17 protein-coding genes are annotated in these 22,096 nt (G+C 66.8%); 5 read left to right on the top strand and 12 right to left on the bottom strand.

What is annotated here, in order from left to right:
* From folP to dacB, 7 genes are all read right to left on the bottom strand, one after another.
* Positions 1–552 (bottom strand): dihydropteroate synthase (gene folP, locus QZ149_RS02815; protein WP_291449717.1); only part of this gene is annotated, 552 nt, incomplete at its 3' end.
* Position 553: 1 nt separating this feature from the next.
* Positions 554–1,123 carry a GTP cyclohydrolase I FolE gene (gene folE, locus QZ149_RS02810; protein ID WP_291449715.1) on the bottom strand — a complete coding sequence of 190 codons (570 nt, stop codon included), beginning with the start codon at positions 1,121–1,123 and terminating at the stop codon, positions 554–556.
* Positions 1,120–3,159: an ATP-dependent zinc metalloprotease FtsH gene (gene ftsH / locus QZ149_RS02805; protein ID WP_291449712.1), complete on the bottom strand. Its 2,040-nt coding sequence runs from the start codon at positions 3,157–3,159 to the stop codon at positions 1,120–1,122. The genes folE and ftsH overlap by 4 nt, the downstream gene beginning before the upstream one ends.
* Positions 3,160–3,186: 27 nt before the next feature.
* A complete protein-coding gene (gene hpt / locus QZ149_RS02800; protein ID WP_198002814.1) occupies positions 3,187–3,726 on the bottom strand; it encodes a hypoxanthine phosphoribosyltransferase in 540 nt (179 codons plus the stop codon).
* 270 nt (positions 3,727–3,996) lie between these two features.
* Positions 3,997–5,097: a tRNA lysidine(34) synthetase TilS gene (gene tilS, locus QZ149_RS02795; protein ID WP_291449709.1), complete on the bottom strand. Its 1,101-nt coding sequence runs from the start codon at positions 5,095–5,097 to the stop codon at positions 3,997–3,999.
* Entirely contained in the window at positions 5,087–5,929 is an 843-nt protein-coding gene (locus QZ149_RS02790; RefSeq protein ID WP_291449707.1) for a hypothetical protein, read from the bottom strand. Before QZ149_RS02790 ends, tilS begins: the two co-directional genes overlap by 11 nt.
* A gap of 4 nt (positions 5,930–5,933) precedes the next feature.
* Positions 5,934–7,292 carry a D-alanyl-D-alanine carboxypeptidase/D-alanyl-D-alanine-endopeptidase gene (gene dacB / locus QZ149_RS02785; protein WP_291449705.1) on the bottom strand — a complete coding sequence of 453 codons (1,359 nt, stop codon included), beginning with the start codon at positions 7,290–7,292 and terminating at the stop codon, positions 5,934–5,936.
* Positions 7,293–7,395: 103 nt separating this feature from the next.
* Between dacB and QZ149_RS02780 the strand changes: the two genes are divergently transcribed.
* On the top strand, positions 7,396–7,890 hold the full coding sequence (locus QZ149_RS02780) for an inorganic diphosphatase (RefSeq protein ID WP_009056664.1): 495 nt from the start codon (positions 7,396–7,398) through the stop codon (positions 7,888–7,890).
* Positions 7,891–8,020: 130 nt separating this feature from the next.
* On the opposite strand, the gene QZ149_RS02775 is transcribed toward QZ149_RS02780, so the two are convergent.
* From QZ149_RS02775 to QZ149_RS02760, 4 genes are all read right to left on the bottom strand, one after another.
* Positions 8,021–8,674: a hypothetical protein gene (locus tag QZ149_RS02775; protein WP_291449699.1), complete on the bottom strand. Its 654-nt coding sequence runs from the start codon at positions 8,672–8,674 to the stop codon at positions 8,021–8,023.
* The gene (locus QZ149_RS02770) at positions 8,671–8,910 is read right to left on the bottom strand and encodes a hypothetical protein (RefSeq protein WP_291449697.1); all 240 of its coding nucleotides are present in this window, start codon (positions 8,908–8,910) and stop codon (positions 8,671–8,673) included. Before QZ149_RS02770 ends, QZ149_RS02775 begins: the two co-directional genes overlap by 4 nt.
* A gap of 135 nt (positions 8,911–9,045) precedes the next feature.
* On the bottom strand, positions 9,046–9,768 hold the full coding sequence (locus tag QZ149_RS02765; RefSeq protein WP_291449695.1) for a hypothetical protein: 723 nt from the start codon (positions 9,766–9,768) through the stop codon (positions 9,046–9,048).
* A 231-nt stretch (positions 9,769–9,999) separates the two neighbouring features.
* Positions 10,000–11,424, bottom strand: a complete 1,425-nt coding sequence (locus QZ149_RS02760) for a C40 family peptidase (protein WP_291449693.1) — start codon at positions 11,422–11,424, stop codon at positions 10,000–10,002.
* Positions 11,425–11,895: 471 nt separating this feature from the next.
* On the opposite strand from QZ149_RS02760, the gene QZ149_RS02755 reads away from it, so the two are divergent.
* The 3 genes from QZ149_RS02755 to QZ149_RS02745 all read left to right on the top strand — a co-directional run bounded on the left by QZ149_RS02755 (position 11,896) and on the right by QZ149_RS02745 (position 15,704).
* Positions 11,896–13,221, top strand: coding sequence for a PLP-dependent transferase (locus tag QZ149_RS02755; protein WP_291449690.1), 1,326 nt, complete (start codon positions 11,896–11,898; stop codon positions 13,219–13,221).
* Positions 13,222–13,316: 95 nt separating this feature from the next.
* Positions 13,317–14,474, top strand: a complete 1,158-nt coding sequence (locus QZ149_RS02750; protein ID WP_291449688.1) for a homoserine O-acetyltransferase — start codon at positions 13,317–13,319, stop codon at positions 14,472–14,474.
* A gap of 84 nt (positions 14,475–14,558) precedes the next feature.
* The gene (locus QZ149_RS02745; RefSeq protein ID WP_291449685.1) at positions 14,559–15,704 is read left to right on the top strand and encodes an alpha/beta hydrolase; all 1,146 of its coding nucleotides are present in this window, start codon (positions 14,559–14,561) and stop codon (positions 15,702–15,704) included.
* A 143-nt stretch (positions 15,705–15,847) separates the two neighbouring features.
* Here QZ149_RS02745 and QZ149_RS02740 read toward each other — a convergent pair whose 3' ends face one another.
* Positions 15,848–17,701: a hypothetical protein gene (locus tag QZ149_RS02740; protein ID WP_291449682.1), complete on the bottom strand. Its 1,854-nt coding sequence runs from the start codon at positions 17,699–17,701 to the stop codon at positions 15,848–15,850.
* Positions 17,702–18,536: 835 nt separating this feature from the next.
* Here QZ149_RS02740 and QZ149_RS02735 point away from each other — a divergent pair.
* Positions 18,537–21,797 carry an FAD-binding and (Fe-S)-binding domain-containing protein gene (locus tag QZ149_RS02735; protein ID WP_291449679.1) on the top strand — a complete coding sequence of 1,087 codons (3,261 nt, stop codon included), beginning with the start codon at positions 18,537–18,539 and terminating at the stop codon, positions 21,795–21,797.
* Positions 21,798–22,096 lie beyond the last annotated feature (299 nt).

Genomic DNA, 22,096 nt, shown 5'->3' with positions numbered 1-22,096 from the left:
GTTGAGACGCTCAATAAGAGTCCCCACCATGTCCTCGCCGTAGTCGAAATGCTCCCCCGGCATGCCCGGCAGCGCACGATAGTGTTGCACCACGTAGGCGCATCCCGACGCTGCTACGGCGGCGTTCATGTCGGGGTCCCAGCGCCCGCCGCTCACGTCGTTGATGATCGCCGCTCCGGCGTCCGCGGCCGCGCGGGCGGTTGAGGCGTGTAGCGTATCCACGGACACGACGATGCCGTCGCCTGCCAGCGCGGAGACGACAGCACCGATGCGTTCCCACTCCTCCTCGGGGGTGATGCGCGTGGAGTTAGGCCGCGTGGACTCCCCGCCCACGTCGATCAGGTCGGCACCGGCGGCTATCATCGCCCGGGCGTGCGCGAGCGCCGTGGTTACGTCCGCGTAGCGGCCCCCGTCGGAAAAGGAGTCGGGCGTGACGTTGAGGATGCCCATGATCGCCGCGCGCCCGGTCGGCAGGGCTAGGCCGCCCGGCAGCGCCGGAGGCGCGGGAACCGGGGACGAGGCCGGGGCTGGGGGCAGGGGAAGCGCGGACACGTCAGCGGCTCCCCGACAGGACGAGGGCCATCATCTCGGCGCGCGTGGCACCGTCGCTCATGATGCCGCGTAGGGCGCTGGTCACGGTGGACGAGCCGGGCTTGGAGATACCGCGCATCGACATGCACATGTGCTCGGCTTCGATGACGACGATGACGCCCTGGGGATCCAGGACCTCGGCGATAGCGTCGGCAACCTGCGCGGTCAGACGCTCCTGGACCTGGGGGCGCCGCGCGTAGCCCTCGACGAGGCGTGCGAGCTTCGACAAGCCTGTGACGACGCCGCCGCGCGGGATGTAACCCACGTGCGCGCGCCCGTAGAAGGGCAGGAGGTGGTGTTCGCACACCGAGTGGAAGGTGATGTCGCGCACGAGGACGAGTTCATCGGTGCCCGCGTGAAACTGCGTGCGCAGGTGCTCGCGGGGGTCCTCGAACAGGCCGGAGCACATTTCGCGCCACGCGCGTGCCATGCGGTCGGGCGTGCCGATCAGGCCTTCACGCTCGGGGTCTTCGCCGATGGCGATGAGTAGGTCGCGCGAGGCCTTTTCCACGGCTGCGGCATCGTAGGTCACGATTGCTCCTCGTCCTCGGTACGCGTGGTGTCCATCACGTCGCTCACGTCGATGGAGGGCGTCTGGAAGGCATCGGGGGCCGAGGCCTGGGCGGAGCTGACGCCGACCGGGTTGCCCAGGCGGGCACCGGGCACGGCCGCGTCGGACTGGTAGTTCCACACGGGGCGTTCGGGGGCCTTGACGACGTCCTTGAAGATCTGCGCGAGCTGCGCCTCGTCGAGGGTTTCTTCCTCCAGGAGGCGCGCGGCCAGGGTGTCGAGGATCGCGCGGTTGTTCGTCAGAATCTCCCAGGCCTCGCGCATCGCGTTGTCGAGGAGGCGGCGGACCTCCTCGTCGATGATCGCGGCGGTCTCGTCGGAGAAGGCGCGCGGACCTTCGCCGGACCCGTGGCCGAAGGCCTCGGTGTCGGCATCGCCGAGCTTGACCATGCCGATGCGGTCGCTCATGCCGTAGTCGGTGACCATCGCGCGGGCCGTCTTCGTCGCCTGCTGAATGTCGTTGGCGGGGCCGGTCGACGGGTCGCGGAATACGATTTCCTCGGCGACGCGCCCACCCATGCTGTACACCAGGTCGTCGAGGAGCTGGTTGCGGGTCTTGTTGAAGCGGTCCTCAGTGGGCATGACCATCGTGTAGCCCAGGGCGCGGCCGCGCGGCAGGATCGTCACCTTCGTGACCGGGTCCGTGTAGTTCAGGGCGGCTGCGGCCAGGGCGTGGCCGCCCTCGTGGTAAGCGGTGACGGCCTTATCGTGGTCGTTCATGACGCGCGTGCGCTTCTGCGGGCCCGCGATGACGCGGTCGATGGCCTCGTCGATCGCACGGTCGTCGATGAACTGCATGTCCGAGCGAGCGGTGAGCAGCGCGGCCTCGTTGAGAACGTTCGCCAGGTCGGCACCCGTGAAGCCGGGGGTACGCTTGGCGATCTGGCGCAGGTCAACCTGCGCGGTGAGCGGCTTGCCCTGAGCATGCACCTTGAGGATCGCCTCGCGGCCCTTGAGGTCCGGGGCCTCGACGGCGATCTGACGGTCAAAGCGGCCGGGGCGCAGCAGCGCCGGGTCGAGGATGTCGGGGCGGTTCGTGGCGGCGATCAGGATGATGTTGGCGCGCTCGTCGAAGCCGTCCATCTCGACGAGGAGCTGGTTCAGGGTCTGCTCGCGTTCGTCGTTGCCGCCGCCGATGCCGCTGCCGCGGTGGCGGCCCACGGCGTCGATCTCGTCGACGAAGATGATGGCCGGCGCGTTCTTCTTGGCGCGCTCGAAGAGTTCGCGCACACGCGAGGCACCCACGCCCACATAGAGTTCCATGAACTCCGAGCCGGAGATCGAAAAGAAGGGGGCCTTCGCCTCGCCGGCAACAGCCTTGGCCAGCAGGGTCTTACCAGTTCCAGGAGGACCGTAGAGCAGAACGCCGCGCGGGATGCGCGCGCCCACCTTGTGGAACTTGTCGGGGGAGGCTAGGAACTCGCGAATCTCCTCGAGTTCTTCCACGGCCTCGTCCTCACCGGCGACGTCCGCGAAGGTGACGTCCGGGCGTTCCTGGTTGAACTCCTTAGCGCGCGAGGCCGTGAAACCGCCCATCATCCGCGAACCCGACATGGAGCGCATGATGAAGTAGAACGCGCCCATGAGGACCAACAGCGGGACGATCAGTTGGAACATAGCACCCAGAGCGCTGGACTGGGGACGCACCGCGTTCCATCCCTTCGCGGGGGCCTGCTCGGCGACCGTGTCCAGGATGTCCTTCGTCTGGACGTAGGAATACGTGAAGTAGACGTTCTTGCCCATGTTCGTCGTCGGATCGCCCGCACCGGTGCTCTGATGCTGGTAATCCTCACTCAGCGTGAGGTTCACCTGCTGGGTGCCCTCATTGAGGACGACCTTCTCAACCGTGGTTCCCGAGATGAGCGCCATACCTTCGGACGTCGAAATCGACCGCGGTTGGAAGGCCTGCCAGAAGAACCACCCGCCCACGATGAGGATGACGAGGGGAAGCGTCACCCAAGTCCAGCTCGGGCGCTTAGTCTTCGTCTTGTCGTTCACGTATGCCCCTTAGAGGTTCCGAAGTTGTCAGTTGGAGTAGACGTGCGGCTGCAGCGTGCCAACGAAGGGCAGGTTGCGGTACTTTTCCGCGTAATCCAGGCCGTAGCCGACGACGAATTCGTCGGGAATGTCGAAGCCCACGTACGCCACGTCGATGTCGACCTTCGCGGCGGCGGGCTTGCGCAGCGCGGTCGCGATGTTAACGGAGGCGGCACCGCGCCCCTGCAGGTTGGCCTTCAGCCAGGACAGCGTCAGACCGGAATCGATGATGTCCTCGACGATCAGCACGTGGCGGCCCGCCACATCCTGGTCGAGGTCCTTGAGGATGCGCACAACGCCCGAACTCTTGGTGCCCGACCCGTAGGAGGAGACGGCCATCCAGTCCATCTCGATCGGGGTGTGCAACTTACGCGACAGGTCTGCCATAACCATGACGGCCCCTCGCAGGACGCCGACGATGAGCAGTTCCCGACCCGCGTAGTCGCGGTCAATCTGCTCGGCCATCTCGCCGAGCCTACGGTCCATGTCCTCGGCAGTGACGAGGATTTCCTTCAGATCGTTTCCCATGTCGGTGGCGTCCACCGTGTCCTCTTTTCCTATCAGTGCTCCGCGAGCGGTTGCACTATAAGCGTGCCATAAGAGCACGTGTTTGTGCTCAAAAGGCATCTATTCTCACTGTCAGCGCAACACCGTGTGGTGACGCTCGCCCGCTCCGAGCGCCCGAGGGAGCCGGTATGTGCCCTGCGCACACCGCGACCTCCACTGACAAACTTCCGCACGCGCGCGTGCGACCGAGCGGGTGGGATCGCAGCGACGAGGCCTCGGCAGGCCTGAGCATCACCCACCGTCTCGGGTCGGCTCGGGAGAGCGCGCCTCGAAGAGGATACGGGCCTGCGTGCCGCGACCGACGCGCGTGGCCCTGCCGCCCGGCAGCAGGATCGGCCCCTGCCCCCTCCAGGCAACGATCAAGTCGTCGAGGGCGTCCACGTGAACCCCCGACAACAAGCGGATTCCTGCCCGACTAGCCACCTCGCGCAGCGCGCGGGCGCGCACGGCCCGGGGAGCACCTGACACCTCGGACACTACCAAGGCGAGGCTCCCCTCCCCCGCCGCGGGCGAGGCCTCGCAGCTCACAGCCAGGAGGCCGCTCGCCCACTCGCTCAGGGCGTCGTCGTCGGCCGCGCACAGTGCGGCCGTGCGGGCGAGGGCCGGCACGGGGTCCACCCCCAGGGCTGAGGCCAGGGCAGGGATCGCGCTATGACGCACAGCGCTGCGACGCAGGGCACTGCCATCGGCAGCACGCCAGGGTCCGTCGATGGCATTCGTCGGATCCTCGACGGGCGTGAGGGCCGCCTGCGCGCAGGCACCCGCCGTGTCGGCGCGGCGCAGACCCAGCAGCGGGCGCAGCCACGTCACCCCGTCCTCGTCGCGGCGAATCGGCGCAATCGCGCGCAGCGACGAGGGGCCGGACCCGCGCGCGAGGCGCAGCAGCACGGTCTCCGCCTGATCATCCATCGTGTGCCCCAGCAGCACGGGTGCCCCCTCGCGCAGCGCAAGAGAGCGCAAGGCGGCGAGACGAGCGTCACGGGCCGAGGCCTCGGGGCCTCCCCTCCCATCGACGCGGACGGTCTCCACGAGCGCGCGCGCCCCGAGGGATACAGCGAGATCCGCGACGCGGCGCGCTTCGTGAGCGCTGCCCGCCCGCAGGCCATGGTCGACCGTCAACGTCACCACCTCAATACCCGCACGCGACGCCACATCAATCACCGTCAGGGCAAGCGCCAGCGAATCCGCGCCGCCCGACAAGCCAACGATGAAAGCGGGAGGGACCCCGGCCTCGTCAATAAACGAGCGCAAGCACGAGCGCACCGCCAGCGAGCAGGCACGCAGGCAACCCCGAGGGTTCGCACCCACCAGGCGGGAGGCGTCAGCGCACACGCGCCAGCCACGCCGCAGGTTCGGCGTACTCGTGGGCGCTCGGCAGGGCCTCGACGCTGGACAACAGCGTCGCAATCGCACCCTCGCGCACGACCGTACGCGCGAAGCCCTCGGTCTGTGCCTGCAGGAGTTCAACCCCCGACAGCGGCATGCCCGCCGCCGCACACGCACGGACCAAAGCGACGCCACCCGCGTGCGCGCGATGCGTGCGCAGCCAATGAATCGACGGCAGATCGCGCGGAGTCAACACCTCCATCTCAGCCGTCGGCAACGCATCCAACAGCAACACGATGCGCACCAGCTCATCGCTGCGCTCCGGCAGCGCGCGGACAAGATCAGCGACGTAGGCCACCAGGTGAGGCGCATGCGTCAGATGCACGCCGCGCAGCCCCGTGCACAGGGACACCCAGCGACACCAATCCGTCTGATCCAAAGCATAGCGCTGCGCGTCCGCCAGCACGTTCGGTGCCACGAGCACGCTACAGCCGGACGACACGTCCCAAATGCCGGTCGCACTCTTCGCGAGCGCGCGCAGGACCACGGCCTCGACCGCGAGAACCATCGGCGTGCGCGTGTCCTCGAAACGATCCAGGACCGCCCCCACCCTGCGAATCAGCCCTCGACGGTCCACGACGACAGTGCGGGATGCCGCCACGGTCGCCGAAGCCTCGGGCAACGTGGACAGCTTCGCGAGCCTACGACTCGACCAATCCGCCGAGCGGCGCAGGCGCGCCACCACCGCGCACGCGCCCACGCGCGAGGCCGACGGGCCAGCGTAGGACATCGAAGCGAGAACTCCCGCGACGTCGCGCGGTCCAAACGGCATTTCCATGGATTCAGTCTAGCTCGGCAAGACCTTCCTCAAACCTGTCCAAACGCCAGCGTGTGGGCAACGCGCCACCCTCGACCAGGTCGTGGCCAATGACCACCAGGAGAACGCGGCCGCTCTGCGTCCTCACGCTACCCGACAGCGTCGTCACACCCTGAAGCGCACCCGTCTTCGCCTGAACGTTGCCAGCGGCGGGTTCGTCCGTCATACGATCCGCGAGCGTGCCAACCAGATCAGCCCAGGGCAGGAGGCGAATCAGGTCCCCCTCGCTCCCCTGCGCCTGGTACGAGGCCTTCAGGACACCGACGAGCGTGTTCGCACTGAGCTTGTCGTTCGTGGACAGACCCGAGCAATCCTCCAGGATCATACCCCTAGTGGGGATGCCGGCCTCCACCAGGTCAGCCTTCACCATGGCGACCGCGCCCGCGTACGTCGTAGGCTGGCCAGCAGCGCTCGCCGCGAGGCGGCAGTACTGATCCGCGAGCGTGTTATCAGAGTGCGCCAGCATCCAGCGCAGCTGCTCCCCCATCGTCGCCGAGGACACGGACGCAAGGGTCTCGCCGCCGGCGGGTGCTTTCCCGTCCGTGCCGAGTTTCACGACGACGCCCGACGACGTCAGGGCCTTCGCAAACACCTGTGCAACATAGCCGGGGGCATCCTCATGGAACGCATACGCGCCCGGGGCGGTACGCCCGGCGTCAATCGCCATCGGACCCACGTGCCCCTCGTAGCCGCCAACCTCCTGCACGTCCCAGGCAGGCAGGTGCGAATCCCCTTCGAAGAGGGTCCCCCGCCAGTTCAAAGTGACGGATGTAATACCGCGCGAGGTGAGGGCCGCCGCCGTCTTGTCTGCGAGAGTCTGCAGGCCGGCGCGGCCCGACACCTCGGTCTCCTCAGACTCGCCCGCACCCAGGAGCAGATCGCCCTCAGAGTCGAGGTACAGGGTGCGCTTGTCGCCGCTCAGAAGCGTGCTCGTCGTCAGCGTCGCCGTCGGATCCAGGTGCTTGAGAGCGCTGAAAGCAGCAAGAGTCTTCGTGGTGGAGGCGGGCGTGTGGCCGATAGCCGCGTCTTCGTCGAGGAGAATGTCACCCGTCTGCGCATCCACAACAACGCCCCACGCGGTGTAATCGCCTTTGTCCGCGCCAACGGCGACAGGCCGCCACAGCTGCTCGAGCTGCGTTTCACTCACCGGATTGCCCGAGGCCTGGGTGGGCACCGACGCGCTGGCCGGCTCAAGCGTGGCGGCAGTCGGTGCCGCCGTGGGGGTGGGGACCGAGGAGGGTGCGCAGCCAGCGCTCAAAAAGGCGACTGCCGCCACAAGCGCTGCGCTAGCGCTTACAATTGGCCCCATAGACGTGCGATGCATGAATATCCCTTCGTGGTTACCTAGGCATCTAGGGTACCCGCCCATGCTCGCACACAACCAATCGGACTCCCGAATTTCGGGGCTAACAATGGAAGGTGCGACCATGGAGTTTGATGTCACCATCGAGATTCCCAAGGGGAATCGGAACAAATACGAGATTGATCATGAAACCGGACGCATTCGTCTCGACCGCATGCTCTTCACCTCGACCCGCTACCCGGACGACTATGGGTTCATCGACGACACCCTGGGCGAAGACGGCGACCCCCTGGACGCACTGGTGCTCCTCGAAGAACCCACCTTCCCCGGCTGCGTGATCCGCTGCCGCGCACTCGGCATGTTCCGCATGCGCGACGAGAAGGGCGGCGACGACAAGGTCCTGTGTGTCCCCGCATCCGACCAGCGCGCATCGTGGCGCACCGAGATCGACGACGTCTCGGAGTTCCACCGTCTTGAAATCCAGCACTTCTTCGAGGTCTACAAGGACCTCGAACCCGGCAAGAGCGTCGAGGGCGCACACTGGGTCGGCCGCGAGGAAGCGGAGGCCGAGATTCGTCGTTCCTACGAGCGCCTCAAGGAGCACGAGGGCGAGCACTGAGTATGTCAGACTTCACGGTGGGGCCGCGCGACGATTCGCGCGGCCCCACCGTTTACTCACCGCGACTTGCCAGGGGCACGCGGGTCAGGGGGAAGGGGAATTGCATGCAATTTTTTGGAGGAACGAACACTCAGTGCACCTGACCCGCCTGGTTCGTCCACGCCTCGGTAATGATGCCCGTGTGCTCATAGAGCACGATACTCAGCCCATCCTCCTCACCCGTGCAGGTGTAGTAGACGGACGCGTAGGGTTCCCGCTCATCCTCAGCCTTCTCTTTCATAGCTGATGCGCGAATGCGGTAGTTCCACTCGGTGCCGTCCTCGGCGACCAGGTCGAACACATATTCGCGATGCGACCTCTTGCCTGTGCTCAGTTCGGTATGGAAGTTCTGGCAGGCCACGTTCTCGTGCCGCACAGTCCCCCGACGCCAGTCCTCTATGTAGGGCCACTGGTACACGAACGAGATATGCCAGACCAACCACAGCACGCAACCAACGACCCCGAGTCCCAGGAGGGGTGCCACCACGCCCCCCGACGCCCGCCCACAGACCACTCGCACGAGACGTCGCAGTAGCGCCCACACGAAGCGCAACGAGAAGAAGAGCACCAGGAGCGGGAGCCCCATCGCGGCGAAACCGCCATAGAACCTCCACTGCCCCCAATCGTCTATGAAGACGATGACGCCGACGCACGCGTAACCCATCAGGACCCAGCAGCCGATAATGAGCCACCTGTAGAGCTTTTGTCGATACGTCAAATTCTTCGAGGTGAAGAGATAGCTCACAGACCCATCGGGGCCTGTCTCGGTCGTTCCCATGCGCCCACAATAGCCGACGCGGCCTCGCCACCTCCGAGGCGGGCCACCGCGCGGAGGAGATCATCGCCCAAGGGAACCCAGCCGATCAGGAAGATGATCGGGACCCACATGAAACGAACACGCCCGTTAAGCGCAACCGCGCCGAGGTCTTGCTTCCACGCGAGCACCCACACGCAGACGTCAGCTAAGGCGACCACGGTCATCAAGACAGCCCACGCAGCCTCAGTTCCGCATCCTTTCGGCTTCCAGCCCTTCGGCGCGGATGCGCTCGGCGGCGGAGAGGTCGGCGACTGTGGAACATCGACACTCGTGCCCACATCGTATCCCCGAGTTTCTGACTACTTGCTCGCCCGGGCCTCGGAAATGACGCCTGTACGCGGATAAACGGACACACTCATGCGCGTCTCCGGTGACTCGCACGCGCCTAGGATCGTATTGAACGGGCTGCCCTGACGGTCGGTTTCTTGATCGAGGTCCACGCGCTTGAAGCGGAAGCTCTGCGAATAACCGTCATCCCCGACCAGCGTGAACTGAAGGTACTTCCAGGACCTGTTCTTTGGTGAGACGCTGCCGTTCCCATCGTTGAAGGCCTCGCACGCCACACGCTCGTGGCGCACAGGCCCCTCCCACAGGTCCTGGGCGAGCGTCAGGTGTTGATTCCACGACGGATACACGACGCCGGCGAGGATACCGGCGGATATCAGGAAACAAATGATGGCAAGCCGTGGCCGCGGCTTCTTCGCGTGCTTTCCCCGCGTGGGCAAACGCCAAGCTCTGATGAGATCGCGGATCGCCCAACGCAACGCCGCCCATATGATCGGCAGCCAGATAAGCACGAAGCCGACGGGCAGAACTGCCGCTCCGATCTTGCCTCGCATCGACCAGTCACCCCATGCGTCCCGCCAGTTGGAGGTCCAGATCAGCCAGTACACGCCAAGCGCCATCAACCCCAGGATGAAACGCATGAAGCGCTTCGTCGAGTTATCGAGGACCGTGGGGGTGCTTTCGCCGCTCGCGCGCGAATCTTTCCGAGGATCAGTACCTGTCGCTGACTTCTGCATGCATCCATGCTAGTCGAGGCCGCCGCAGGCTCGCCCCACGCGGCGCAGGTACCCGCACCCCGGGTGCCCGCCCCCACGCAACCCCCGATGCCCACGCAACCCAGGACACCTCAGAGGCAACAATCAGCCGACAACACGCACGACCACGGCAGCCATGGCAACACTCACATCACCATGCAAAACGGGGGGCCGCGCAGACTGAGTCTGCGCGGCCCCCCGCAACGATCCGGCTCAGAGCCTCACGGCGTAAGGCATGATCGAACCCCAGCTATACACGCCGGTCACGCGCACGGGCACACCGAAGGTGGGAGCCTCGATCATCTCGCCGTCGCCCAGGTACATGGCGACGTGGTAGATGCCGGACTGGGTGCCATCGGAGGACCAGAAGATCAGGTCGCCCGCCTCCATGTCACCGAGGGACACGTGCGTGCCGTAGCCGTACTGCGCGCGCGAGAGGTGTGGCAGGTCTACGCCGGCACTCTCCCATGCGAGCATCGTCAGGCCGGAGCAGTCGACGCCGCCGTAGGATTCGCCACCCCACACGTAGGGCACACCCAGGTAGGTCATGGCCGTGGCAATCGCGGTGGACGCGCCGCCGTAGGAGTAGCTGGGTTCCTCGTCGTCAGGCTCCTCATACACGGGTTCCTCGTACGCGGGTTCCTCGTCGTCAGGCTCCTCATACACGGGTTCCTCGTACGCGGGTTCCTCGTCGTCAGGCTCCTCGTACGCGGGCGCAGGCTCCTCGTACGCGGGTGCGGGCGCTTCTTCAGCGGGTGCAGCCGAGGCGTCGGGGGCTGGGGACGAGGCAGGGGCCTCGGGAGTTGCATCGGCCGCGGGAGCAGGGGTGTCGGCGCGGCGCTGGCTGTCGGCGGCGGCGACGGCTGCGGAGGCCTGCTCGGCGGCAGCACGTTCGGCGGCAGTGCGTTCAGCGGCGAGGCTGGCCTCGCGCTGGTTGATCAGGTCGACGGTGGTGTTCTGCTTGGTGGCCAGCTCCTTGACGTAGGCGTCGCGCTGGGCGGCAACGATGTTGGCCTGAGTCTGAGCGTCGGTAGCGGCCTTGTTGGCGGCATCGGTGCGAGCCTGAACCTCGTCGGTGGCCTTCTTCTGGTTATCGAGCGCGGTGTTTGCTGCGTCGCGGGTAACCTTGGCGACTTGTTCGAGGGCGGCGACGTTCTGCATCTTCGCCTCGGCGGACGAGGAGAAGGAGTTGATGCCGACCTGTTTGGTTTCGACGCCACGCAGGCCGTCGGCTTCCAAGTAGGGAGCGATGGCGTCGAGAGATCCACCGCCGTTACGGTAGGTGGCTTGGGCGACGGAGGCGATCTGCTGCTTGCCCTCCTGGAACGCGGCTTCGGCAGCGTCGGCGTCGGCTGAGGCCTTGTTAGCTGTCGCGGTTGCAGCGTTCAGCGCGATCTGGGCTTCGTTGAGGTCTTCGCCGGCGATCTGGGCATTCTGGGTCGCAGTGGCGGCGGTCGCATTGACTTCGGCCAGTTTGACCTCAATCTCGGCGACACTCATCGAAGCGGCTTCTTCGGCCGCCTTGGCGGCTGCGATTTCCTCCTCGGAGGGAGCCGCTTGTGCCATCTGCGGCAAGATCAGCAGAGCGCTGGCGGCAAAGACCGTCAGGGCCGTGCGGATTGTTCCTCGTTGTCTCATCGTCGTCTCATCTCGTACATGCGTGGGTGGACGCCCGTAGGCGAGTACTGAAAAGAAGCCTATCCACTTTCATCACGCTTGGCAACAAACACACCAAACTCCACACAGCTCACGCATGTACCAATCGCACCATCGGTAACACCAGCACCATAATCACCCCGCAATTACTGAGCAACCTACCCAGAGGGCACCACTCATGTACTCCCTCTCACATTTATAACTCCTTCTTGAATGCCAGCCAACCCGGTTACAAAAGTCCACCATCCGGGACCAACGCGCCATAGCCTCGTCCATGACAAAGAATGGGAATCATGAACCGTCGAATGTGCCGCTGACTGCGCGTCAGCACCAGCGACTGCCGCGCAGTCCCCCGACAGCGGGACGCGCATTGACGCATATTCACTTCACCGCATCTGCGGCCCGCCGGAGGGGAATCAGAGACGACCCACCCCCGACCCCAGGAGCCGCACAATGACCGCCAACGACTGGTCCTTCGAAACCAAGCAGATTCACGCCGGATACGACCTTGATCCCGCCACCGGCGCGACCGCCCTGCCCATCTACCAGACCTCCTCCTACGCCTTCAAGGACACTGCGCAGGCCGCGAGCCGCTTCGCGCTGCAGGAGCTGGGCCCCATCTACACGCGCCTGACCAACCCGACGACCGACGGCGTCGCCGCCCGCATCGCCGCCCTGGAGGGCGGCGTCGGCGGCCTCCTCGTCTCCTCCGGCCAGTCCGCGACCGCCCTGTCGATCCTTGCCCTGGCCGTGGCCGGCAACAACGTGGTCGCCTCCCCCTCCCTGTACGGCGGCAGCGTCACTCTGCTGAAGAACACGCTGGGACGCCTGGGCATCGAGGCGCGCTTCGTCCCCAACCCTCTCGACCCCGAGGCCTGGCGCGCACTCGCCGACGACAAGACGGTCGCCTTCTACGGCGAGACGATCCCCAACCCGCAGGGCGACATCCTCGACATCGAGCCCATCGCAACGGTCGCCCACGAGGTCGGCGTGCCCCTCATCGTCGACAACACGGTCGCCACCCCCTACCTGGTGCGCCCGATCGAGTGGGGCGCGGACATCGTCGTTCACTCGGCCACCAAGTACCTGGGCGGCCACGGCACCTCGATCGCGGGCGCGATCGTCGACTCGGGCAACTTCGACTTTGCCTCCCAGCCCGAGCGCTTCCCCCTCTACAACACGCCGGACGAGTCCTACCACGGCCTCGTCTACGCCCGTGACATGGGCGTGGGCGGCGCGCTGGGCGCGAACCTGGCGTTCCTGCTGCGCATCCAGACGCTCATCAACCGCGACCTGGGCGCCGTCACCTCCCCCTTCAACGCGTTCCTTATTTCGCAGGGCATCGAGACCCTGTCACTGCGCGTCGAGCGTCACGTCTCCAACGCGCTGGCGGTCGCCCACTTCCTGGAGGCACACCCGGACGTCGAATCCGTCAACTACGCGGGCCTGGAGTCCTCCCCCTACTACGAGCTGGGCAAGAAGTACGCGCCGCTGGGCACGGGCGGCCTGCTCTCCTTCGTCATCAAGGGCGGGTACGAGGCCGGCCGGGCTTTCGCGGACGGCGTGAAGCTCCTGCCGGTGGTTGCCAACATCGGCGACGCGAAGTCCCTCGTCATCCACCCGGCCTCGACGACGCACTCGCAGCTGACCGAGGAGGAGCTGGCCAAGGCCGGCGTCGCGCCCGGCACGGTGCGCCTGTCGATCGGCCTGGAGAACATCAAGGACATCCTGGCCGACCTGCAGCTCGGCTTCGACGCGGCCCGCGCGGCCACAGCCTAACAGACCCGCCGGCGACCTCGGGGATACACACACTCCTGAGGCTCCGAGGCCGCCGCTGCTCTCCCCTACCCGCCGCCCCCGCGAAAGAAGGCCCCATGAGCCGCCATAATCTGCCCCCCGCTCCCACCTCCGGCGCGTGGCGTGAAGGCGACCCGGTCGCGTTCCGCCAGTTCGCCAACCTGGGTGCCCAGCGCCTCGAAAATGGCTCAATCTTGCCCAGCGTGACCCTGGCCTACGAGACATGGGGCACCCTGAATGACACCGGCTCAAACGCCGTCTTGATCCTGCATGCGCTCACCGGTGACGCCCACGTGTACGGCGACGCGGCACCCGGCCAGCCGACCCCCGGCTGGTGGGATCAGATCGTGGGTCCGGGACGCATCATCGACACCGAACGCTACTTCGTGGTGGCCGCGAATGTGCTGGGTGGTTGTCAGGGTTCGACCGGCCCGGCTTCGCTGGCACCGGACGGCGCGCCCTGGGGTTCGCGATTCCCCGTGATCTCTACGCGCGATCAGGTCCGCGCCGAGGCCCTCCTGTCCGACTTGCTCGGCATCAATACGTGGGACATCGTCATCGGTACGTCCCTGGGAGGGCACCGCGCCATCGAGTGGGCGGTCACCTACCCGCAGCGCGTGCGCCGCCTCGTGGTCGTAGCCTCAGGCGCGCAGACGACGGCCGATCAGGCGGCGTGGACGCACACGCAGATCCGCGCGATCGAGCTGGATCCGGCGTGGCGTGGCGGCGACTACTACGTGGGTCCCGGCCCCACCGCGGGTCTTGCGCTCGCCCGCCAGATCGCGCACACGACCTACCGCTCCCCCTCCGAGCTGGACGAGCGCTTCGGCCGCATTCCTCAGAACGACGAAGACCCCCTGCATGGCGGTCGCCTGGCGGTCGAATCCTACCTGGACTATCACGGCGAGAAGATCGTGCGTCGCTTCGACGCCGGCTCATACGTCACGCTGTGTCGTACGATGCTCTCTCACGACGTGGGTCGCGACCGTGGCGGCGTCGCACAGGCCCTCAAGGCTGTCACCGCCCGCACGCTTGTCGTCGCGGTGGATTCGGATCGTCTGTTTTTCCCGGAGCAGGTCTGGCAGATGGCGTCGGGCATTCCCGGCGCGTTCTACCGCGAAATTCACTCGGATCACGGCCACGACGGATTCCTCATCGAGCACGACCAGCTCACATCCCTCCTCAACGAGTTCCTCAACGAGCGCATCCCCTCGCGCGCGTCCTCCTTCGCCTGATCGGCGCTCTTTCTCCGCGAGGCCACCCTTTTTCCGCCTCCTCATCGACGAGGCCGGGGTGGCCTCGCACGTTATGCTGACCCCATGAGCGTTACCAGCAATCCCACGCCCGATGGCGAGCAGATACCGGACACGAGCGGCCTGCCCAACCTGTCCGGGGTGGACGCCGACGCTTTGGCGGCCGAGGGGATCCCCGAGCGCGACGTCATGGCCCCCTGGGGCGAGGCTGGCCCTCCCGGGCTTCAGTGGCGTGCCGATATCCTGGGTGAGGGCTACGAGTCGCGCACGATTGAGCTGCTCGACGACGCTGAGGGGCCCTGCGTCGCGACCCTCGTGCGCGCGACCCCGCCCGAGAGCACCCACGTGACGGTCCTGTACCTGCACGGGCGCAACGATTACTTCTTCCAGACGGAGATGGCGGATCGTCTGCGGGAGGCGGGTGCCGCGTTTTACGCGCTCGACATGCGCAAGTACGGGCGCTCCCTGCGTCCCCACCAGACCATCGGATACGCGGACGACCTGTCGGTGTACGACGAGGAGATCGGCGAGGCCATCGAGCTGATCCGTTCCGAGCGCGACGACGAGCCGCTCATCCTCATGGGGCACTCGACGGGTGGTCTGGTTGCGACCCTGTGGGCGCACCGCCACCCGGGCGTGTTGGCCGGTCTGATCCTGAACTCGGCGTGGCTGGAGATGCAGTCGATGGCGTCCTGGCGCGGGGCGATGGCCCCCGTCATCGGGCGCATCGCGGCACGCAGCCCCATGTGGGAGGTCCCCACGGGAGGCGCGGGCCACTACGGGCGTTCGCTCGCGGGGCGTGCCTCCTCGGGCCTGCCGATCCCTGAGGGGCTCTCGCCTGAGGATCCGTCGGTTGTCGGGTGGCCCATCGCTCACGAGTGGAAGCGCCCCGAGTCCTACCCGGTGCCCGCCTCGTGGCTGGAAGCGATCATGGCGGGGCACGAGACGGTCGAGAAGGACGTGCACCTGGAATGCCCGGTCCTGTCGATGGTGTCCACGTCTGCATATTTCGACGAGGCGTGGTGCGAGCGCGCCTTCACCTCCGATACCGTGCTGGATCCGGTCGTGATCGCGCAGCGCAGCCTCGGCCTGTCCGACCTGGTGACGATCGCGCGTTTCCCTGGCAAGCATGACCTCGTCTTGTCGGACGCGCCCGTGCGCGAGGCCGTGTACGCCACGATGCGCGGCTGGCTCGAGGCGTTCGTCGACTAGCGCTCGCGCACCCGTCGCCCACGCGCAACGAGGCCATGGCTGAGCGGCGGGTCGGCGCGGGGGCACAGAAGCGGTGTTACTGCACACAACGAGGGTGAGGCTCGGGATCATCTGATCCCGAGCCTCACCCGACAGTCAGTGCGTCAGTGCTTGGCGACGCGACGCCCGCGCGGCACGTTCGCGTATTCGCGGACGATCTCACGGTTAACCTCGTCGAGGGCCTCGGCCAGCGTCGGCCCCAGGCGGTCGCCGATACGGACGAAGGACCACACGTCGATGTGGCCCATGCCGCGTGCGGTCAGCATCGTCTCGAGGGACGGATAAGTCAGGCCGGCGCATGAAATCGCACCGCTGGCCGCGAGCACCAGGTCGCTAGGAAGGCCGAGTTCGCCGCGCGCCACGAGGGGAGTATCCTCGCCGAGGATCTGCGCGAGCGTGCGCAGACCAGCCTCGTCGCGTCCGAGGACGGGAACGCCCCCTTCGCGGGCCGCGATGACCTCGGGGGATTCTTCCTCGTGGTCGACGGACGAGGCCATGGCCGCGTCGGTTGCTCCGCCGTCGTTGAGGTCCTCGGCGGACTCGACGTGGGCGCGTCGCGAGGCGCGACTACCGAGGTGTGCCGGGCGCTCCCATCGTTGTTCGCCGGTCTCGCCCTGCTCGTTGCCATCCAGCTCGTCACCCACGTGCACCGCATGCTCCTCCGGGTGACCGTATTCGGCGTCGACATTGTCGTCCGCGGCGGCCTCGTCAGCAGCGTCGCCTGCGGCGGACTCGCCGCGGTCGCGTTCCTCGTCGTGGGGTTCAGCGTCGTCGTGACGCTCTTCCTCGTCGTCGCTTTCCGCGTCGAGAGTCTCGACCTGCTCGCGCTCGTCGCCACCGTCGATCTCACCCTCGGACTCGATGCGTTCCTCGGCGTCGTCGAAGGCTTCCGTGGCGTGCTCATCAGCCGCGTCGTAATCCTCCCCGACTTGCCCGTCCGTGTCGTCAGCTTCTACCGTGTCGGCGGCCTCATCGAAGCGGTCGTCGATCTCGGTCTCTTCCCCGACGAATTCCTCGACCAGTTCATCGGAGCCAGCCCCAGCCTCGTCACTCTGCTCCTCGGGGGAATCCTTGGACTTCCAGGGGGCCGGAGGTTCTTCATCGACCGAGTAGTGAAAGGCGTCGCGTAGGTGGGGAGCAACCTTCGGGGTGGGGCGAGTCGTCGGAGTCTCGGACTCGGTCGCATCCCCAGCGTCGCCGTCCCCATCCGCCTCAGCATCGGCATCGGTGACTGGAGGAACGGGCAGCTCTGGGATCGCCTGGGCTACATCGTCCAGATTCTCCTCAGCGGCAGCCTCGAGTTCCTCGGAGTCGACAGGCGCCTCGGGCACGTCCGGGGCGGGTCCCGCGGCAATCGCGGATGCGGCAGCCACACTTCCAAGAAGCTGCGGGGCATGCCCATACAGGCGCGGGCCGACAGCATTGACGTCCAGGAAGAGACGACCGTTGGACATCTGACGCAGGTTCATGAGATGCACCTCGACACCGGAGGTAGCCAGGATCGACAGGGCGGGGCGCACCGACGGGTCGATCTCACCGGCGACCATGATCAGACGGGGACCCGGGCCGACAGCTGGGGGCATCGAATCGCGGAACTGCGCCCAGCCAGCGCGGAAACCCTCAGATCCCGTCGGATATTCACCCGCCAAGTCAGACCAGGACAGGGACGCGACGATGGCCAGACGTGACAGCGACGTAATCAGGGTCTCGGAATCCAGGAGCTTGAGGATCTCAACGGAGACTATCTGCCCCGTCACGTCGAGCGCCGTCAGGCGCGGCGTCTCCTCATCATCTTGTCCCGTCATGTCACGCCATGTCACCGGGAACAGCGGACGCGACACAATCTGCAGGACCTGCTGGCAGATAGCGTCGACCAGTTCAGGACCCAGATCATACGAAACTGGGTACCCGAATTGAGCAGGCACGAGGTGTCCATCCTCGAACTCAAACAGGGCCATCGATCTATCCTTCACGTGTATGGAGCGCTCTTGGTCATTGTTTCATACGTTCCAAAAGAAACGCAGAAGACACAGGGGTATTGCGATAGATACCGTGTAAATGTTAGTCTTATGTCGACAGCCCACCATCCTCTTGCTCTTTATCTATAAGACACTCTTTTAACACTTACCTCGCGGACAGAATTTATAAAATGGCCCCACAAAAGCACCACTGCATTTCCTCTCCTTTGGGCCATAGGGAGCGGTTTTTGACCATTCGACCTCCTTTTTGTCTGACATGTGTCGAATAACTGTTTGTGACGCATGACAGGGCATGATTCATCTCGTGTAGAATTAGGTTTGACGCGCGCAAACCAGATTCGACACCATCTTCCATCTGGTTAAACCATCGCGTAGCAGGCAGTACACGACAGGCAAGGCGGGTAGCAATGGGCAGAAAATTCCTGCGCCTCATTGAATACTCGGCGCCAGAACCCCGAGTTCCAGCGTCCGAGGAGACGCGCAATGAACTATCTCCATATTGTGTTAGTAATAAGACACTGCCTCCACGCTACCCGAATACTTCTCAACCGGTCAGTCCGCATATGCCGCCGATCGAACGCATGCCCGTCCCTGTGACACCCTTCCCAAAACTCATTATCGACGACCCGGAACCCGCCTGAGTCCACGTTGTGAGCAACAGGCGTCTCGCAGCAGCACCGTCGGCCCCTCCTACGCACTCCGCACGCGCTCCGCGCGTGACCACTCTCGCTCCACGGCCTCGCCAATTCCGACGCGACCATCCGCACAGCGGGACATTCCACCCCGCGCGACGCGCGCGTGACACACTGGGATCATGAGCGAGAGCTTCCTGACGGACCTGCGTACACTCATCGACGTCGACTCCTCTGTCGGCACGCGAGCACGCTACTCCTCCGACGCCGGCCTCACGCGCATCCCGCCCCTGGCCGTCGCCTTCCCGCGCACGCCCGAGCAAGCGGTCGCCGCCTTCCACCTGGCGCGCGCCCACGGCGTCCCCCTCACCGCCCGAGGCGGCGGCACCTCGTGCGCGTCCAACGCAATCGGCCCCGGCCTCGTCCTCGACTTCTCGCGGTACATGAACCGCGTCATCTCCATCGACCCTGAGGCCCGCACCGCCACCGTCGAACCCGGCTGCGTCGGCTCGACCCTGCAGGCTGCGGCGGCCAAGTACGGCCTGCGCTTCGGCCCCGACCCCTCCTCCCAGAACCGCGCGACAATCGCCGGCATGGTCGCCAACAACGCGTGCGGCCCGCACGCAACCGCCTGGGGGCGCACCTCCGACAACATCGTCTCCCTCGAGTGCATCGATGGGCAGGGACGCCGCTTCACGGCCACTACCTCGCACGATTCGGCGCTGCACGACGTGCCGGGGCTGGCCTCCCTCATTGACACCAACCTGGCCCCCATCCGCACGCAGCTCGGCCGCTTCAAGCGCCAGGTTTCCGGCTACTCCCTCGAACACCTCACCCCCGAAGGCGGGCGCAACCTCGCCGCCATGCTCACCGGCACCGAGGGTACCCTCGTCCTGATTCTCTCCGTCACCGTGCGCCTCGTACCCCTGCCCGACGCACCCGTGCTCGCGGCCCTCGGCTACCGGTCCATGATCGAGGCCGCCGACGACGTGCCCGCGCTGCTGGCCCACTCCCCACTCGCCGTGGAAGGCATGGACCGCCGCCTCGTCGACGTCGTACGCGCCCACAAAGGCCCCGGTGCCGTGCCCGCCCTACCCGAAGGCGAAGGCTGGCTCCTCGTCGAAGTCGGCGCCCCCGGTGAAGACGTCACCGCCTCCCTGGAGCGCGCCCGCGCCCTGTGCGCCGACTCGGCTGCCATCGACACGGTCGTCTACCCGCCAGGGGATCAGGCCTCGGCCCTGTGGAGGATCCGCGCCGACGGTGCGGGCCTGGGCGGGCGCACCCCGCCGGACGGCGCGGGCGGCGGCGACCAGCAGGCATGGCCCGGCTTCGAGGACGCGGCCGTCCCACCCGAGAACCTCGGTGCCTACCTGCGCGACTTCACCGCCCTCATGGAGGAGTTCGACATCGACGGCCTCCTGTACGGGCACTTCGGCGACGGCTGCGTGCACGTGCGCCTCGCCATGCCGCTCGAGACCCCGGAAGGCGTCGCTCACTCGCGCGCGTTCCTCCAGTCCGCGGCCCGCATCTGCGCCGCCCACGGCGGCTCCGTCTCCGGCGAGCACGGCGACGGACGAGCCCGCGGCGAACTCCTGCGCTTCATGTACTCCCCCGAGATGCTCGACCTGTTCGCGCGCGTCAAGCACGTCTTCGACCCCGACAACCTCCTCAACCCCGGGGTGCTCGCCGCCCCCATGGACGAGGCCGAGGCCGCCTCGCGCGCTCGGGCGCGGGTTCTTGCGGTGCACAGCGGGGGTCCTGACGGGCTGGCGGCAAACGGCGCGCCTGCCACCGCCCTGACCGATCATGACGACGCGCACGCCACCCGCCCCGGCCTCGCCCCTGCCGATGACGCACTCCAGCCCAACGATGGGGCCGCCATCGACTCCTCGCCGTCGCCTGACGTGTCTGGCGCTGCCATCGGCACCGGCCTCGCCCCTGCCGATGGCGCGCTCGAGCTACAGCCCGGCGTCGACCCGCTCGACGCCAACCTGCGGCGCGTCGCCGCGCACCCCATGCCCGCCGACGGCGGCTTCGCGTTCACCCACGACGGCGGCGACTTCACAGCCGCCGTCCACCGCTGCACCGGCGTGGGCAAGTGCCGCGCCGGAGTCTCCGGGACCTTCATGTGCCCCTCCTACCTGGCCACACGCGACGAGAAAGACGTGACACGAGGGCGCGCCCGCATCCTCCAGGAAGCCGCGAACTCGCAGCTCGTAAAGGCCATTGACTCCCCCGAAGTCCTCGAGGCCCTCGATCTGTGCCTGGCCTGCAAGGCCTGCTCCACCGACTGCCCCGCCGGCGTCGACATGGCACGCTACCGCTCCGAAGCACTCTTCCGCACCTACCGGGGACGCATGCGCCCCCTCAGCCACTACACGCTCGGCTGGCTGCCGCGCCTCACCCGCGTCACCGCGCGCGTGCCCGGCCTGGCACGCATCGCAAACGCCATCATGTCGGTCGCTCCCCTGCGGTCGCTTGCCTTCCGCATCATCGGCCTCGATCCTCGCCGAGGCATGCCCGCCCTCCAGTCCGGCACCTTCACCGCGTGGGCTCGCCGCCGCAACCTGCTGGCAAGTAACGTTCCTGCGTCTGCTTCATCGGATCCCATTTCTGAGGCCCGCGAGCGCGATGCAGCCCCGGCCTCGTCTGACTCTGCTCGTGAGCGCGAAGGGGCCACGGCCTCGTCGATGTCGGGTTCCACCGTCCTGAACGGCCCACGCGACCCGGGCGGGCGGCCGTATGCGCTCGTGTGGGCGGACTCGTTTAGCCAGACCCTGGACGACACGGGGGCGCGCGCGGTCGTCGACGTGCTCGAGGCGAACGGGTTTGCGCCCATCGTCGCTCCGGACGCGTGCTGCGGACTCACGTGGATTACGACGGGTCAGCTGACGGGCGCGAAGAAACACTTGACGTCGTTGCTCAGTGTGCTCTCTCCCTTCGCGGCGTCAGGAATCCCAATTGTCGGCGTTGAGCCTTCGTGCACGGCGGTACTGCGCGACGACCTGCTCGACCTGTTGCCCGAGGATCCGCGCTCGGCGCTCGTGTCGGGCGCGACGCGAACGCTCGCCGAGGTTCTGTCGGCCGTGCCAGCGTCCGCGCGTCGCCTGCCGAGCCTGGAGGGCGTCGAGATCGTCGCGCAGCCGCACTGCCACCACTACTCAGTCATGGGGTGGGACACCGACCAGGCGCTGCTCGAGTCGCTGGGGGCGCGCGTGACCCGACTCGAAGGCTGCTGCGGCCTGGCCGGTAACTTCGGCATGGAGGCGGGCCACTACGACTTGTCAGTCGCGGTCGCATCGCATTCGCTGCTGCCCACGCTTGATGCTCAGCCGGACGCGGTGTATCTGGCGGACGGCTTCTCGTGCCGCACCCAGGCAGCCCAGCTCGCGGGCCGCGGGGGCGTCCACCTGGCGACGCTGCTGGCTGGGTATTCTGGCTGATTGCCGACGGTGGTGTGTGGTTCCACGGGTGCTCCGGGCACCGTCGCACCTTGCCGTGAGGCCGGGTTGCTTGGCATGCCGGCGGGCGGCGGCCCGCCCGCGAGCCGTCCGCGCCGCGAGCTTCGCTCGGCGCGTCGTCTCGAAGCCCGGCCAGGCCCTGCCACCGCCCACCGGCACCGCAGCCAGGCCCCGCATGATTTCTGGTATTGCTACGTTGCCCCACGGGTGTTCCAGGCCCCTCCGGCACCCTCCACACCAGCGGCGCTCGGCATGCTGACGTACGGTTTAGCGCATCGTCC

This window comes from Actinomyces sp. ICM47 (assembly GCF_905369875.1).
GTDB lineage: Bacteria > Actinomycetota > Actinomycetes > Actinomycetales > Actinomycetaceae > Pauljensenia.
This window is presented reverse-complemented; position numbering and strand designations above follow the sequence as displayed.